The sequence below is a fragment of the Streptomyces sp. NPDC057428 genome, from assembly GCF_042803195.1.
In the GTDB taxonomy this organism is placed as follows: domain Bacteria; phylum Actinomycetota; class Actinomycetes; order Streptomycetales; family Streptomycetaceae; genus Streptomyces.
Genome location: NZ_JBHVCT010000202.1, coordinates 1 through 2,247 on the forward strand (window position 1 = coordinate 1; position 2,247 = coordinate 2,247).

Consider the following 2,247-nt stretch of genomic DNA (forward strand, 5'->3'; position numbering starts at 1 on the left):
ATCGCCCTCGTCATGCTCACCCTCGCCGGAGACAAACCCACCCTCCCCGGCCGTCAAGTTGCTACAGAGTGACCCACACATACGGCAGGAGAGCCCTTTTTTCGGGGTCCGGGTCCGGGGTGTCGACGGTCACGCAATTCCCCCCAGCGACGTCACCTTCCCGACCCACACGTTCGACCGCCACGTCTCAGGTCTTGGGGACCCATTCCACGGGAGGGGGCTTGCGACTGTAGTGGGGTCCCCCGGTGCCGTTCTGGGCGAGGTGCAGGACTTCACCGCCGACCTGGAGCTCTGCCGGCGGAGGGTTGGGAACGGAGACCTGCGGGTGACGTCGGCCGTCGACAACGATGCCCTCCCGGAGGTCGTTCTGGGCCGTCCGCCCAGCTCTGGGCCCGCTCGCGAGTCCACGGGGTCCGCGGGGCGGCGGGGTCGTGATCGTAGCCGTTGAGGCTGCGGACGAGAGCTTCGCTGTAGACACCCTTGACCCGGAAGTTCTCCAGGTCATCCGCGCACGACCACGTTGACGTACCGGCGGCCGTTTCCTCTGTGCCGCCCGACCGCATGCCAGCGACCCCATGCCCGGCCCGACAACCCGTGGCTGGCCTGGGCCCGGCATACCGCACGAAGCTCACGGAGGGCCCTGCCTTGTCCGCCTCGACGTCGGCCGGGCCCTGGTCATCGTGCTGTCCGGCCACGACGGACTACTGGGACCGGAGCGCCGTCACAGTGAACGTGTCACCGCAGACGACCGGCGTGGACGAACGCAGGGTGAGGGCGTCCTTGAGTCCGGGCGGGAACACCTTGAGCAGGGTGGGTGCCGACCAGCAGTCCGGGCCTTTGATGCCCTTGTTGACGGTGCGCAGTGTGGCGTGCGCGCTTTCGCCGGGCGCCAGTTTCACCGCTGTGCCCTGGCCTCCCTCCCGGGTGGCGGGCACGCCGATCGTGCTGCCGTCGCCCCGGAGCAGTGAGACGCCCGGAAAACCCTGCAGCGCGCAGGGTGCCTTGCCCTCGTTGCTGAGCTGGAGGTCGAACCGGATGTTGCCCGCCCCCGCGTCGGCGGGGCCCAGACGCGGCTTCAGTTGGCCGACGGTGCAGCGGTCAGCTGCCGCCACTCCGCCGCTCGGTGGCGGCGTGGACGCGGGCCTCGACTCGGCGGGAGACGTCGCGGTACCGGTCGGCGTGGCGGGCTGGGAGGAGACGGGGCCCTCGGTCGCCGAGGGCGGAACGGCTGCGCTGGAGGCGGGGGAAGCCCCGCCTCCGCTGTCGTCTCCGCAGCCGACGGCGGCGGTGGCAAGCAAGGCCACCGCCACGCACGCGACCGCGGTCCGCGCGGGTTTGCCCCTCATCGCGGAGCGGGTGCGGGCGCTGCGGAGGGACGAGGGAACGGAGGGGCGTGCATGATCTGGCATATAGCGCAGCTTGCCATTCGTCGCCGGTCGGACCACTGATCCGGCGCCCGCACCCGTGTGTCGTGTGTGCGGTACGAGGCACGTGCGCGATACCTGCGGAAACCAGCCTCTCGCTTACGAAACAGCGAGCAGTAGCCACCCACTGCCCATGCACGGCGGTCTGCGTGTGTTTGGCACCATCCCTCCGGTCGCCGCGGATGGCCATCTCGGCACGGTTCGGGCTCATCGTTTTCTGTCAGCGAACTCCGTCAACCTGCCTGGTGCGGCGGTGCGGACGGAGGTGCCCCCGGGACCCTACGAACAGGGCCCTCGATGAGCCAGGAGCCGTCACCCAGCGGCGCCAAGTCGTACGGGTGGGCCGCCTCGACGGCGATCTCACCGCTGACTGTGCCCGAGTTCACGTCGATCAGGTAGTGGCGGAACCACTCCTCTCCGTCCTCGGTCTCACCGCCGAGAGTGCCGATGGCCGTGTCCTCGGTCAGGTAACCGCCGCTCCACTCGACGAAAGTCTCGTCCGGGTCGTGACCGAAGGCCTCGACGGGGAGGGTGAAGAGCAGGTCCCCGCTCGGGTGGCGGTGGAAGGCCATGTCCGTCTGCCCGTGGTCGACGGTCATGAAATGCTGCCCGTCCGGCGCCAGATCCATCAGGCAGCGGTCCGACCAGGGGTGGGCAGCTGTGCGCCCCTATGGTCGATTGAGTGAGTGTTAGAACACTCGAGCAATGTTACGATCTTGCTTATGAACCTTACGGAGTGGGCGGAAGCGAACGGTGTGCATCGACAGACCGCGTATCGCTGGTTCCGTGAGGGCACGTTGCCGGTCCCTGCTGAGCGTGTGGG

Annotated in this window: 2 protein-coding genes and 1 pseudogene; 1 reads left to right on the forward strand and 2 read right to left on the reverse strand. The window is 68.8% G+C overall.

Features of this window, described 5'->3' with window-relative positions; translation table 11 throughout:
- Positions 1-701 precede the first annotated feature (701 nt).
- The gene (locus ACFU5K_RS31670; protein WP_384068140.1) at positions 702-1,409 is read right to left on the reverse strand and encodes a DUF4232 domain-containing protein; all 708 of its coding nucleotides are present in this window, start codon (positions 1,407-1,409) and stop codon (positions 702-704) included.
- Between the two features lie 248 nt (positions 1,410-1,657).
- A complete protein-coding gene (locus tag ACFU5K_RS31675; protein ID WP_384068142.1) occupies positions 1,658-2,053 on the reverse strand; it encodes a hypothetical protein in 396 nt (131 codons plus the stop codon).
- 93 nt (positions 2,054-2,146) lie between these two features.
- On the opposite strand from ACFU5K_RS31675, the pseudogene ACFU5K_RS31680 reads away from it, so the two are divergent.
- Positions 2,147-2,247: pseudogene (locus ACFU5K_RS31680) on the forward strand (IS607 family transposase); the annotation flags it as partial.

Coding starts and splice junctions, on each gene's coding strand:
- ACFU5K_RS31670 (WP_384068140.1), bottom strand. CDS start 1,409: ATGCCAGATCATGCACGCCCCTCCGTTCCCTCGTCCCTCCGCAGCGCC.
- ACFU5K_RS31675 (WP_384068142.1), bottom strand. CDS start 2,053: ATGGATCTGGCGCCGGACGGGCAGCATTTCATGACCGTCGACCACGGG.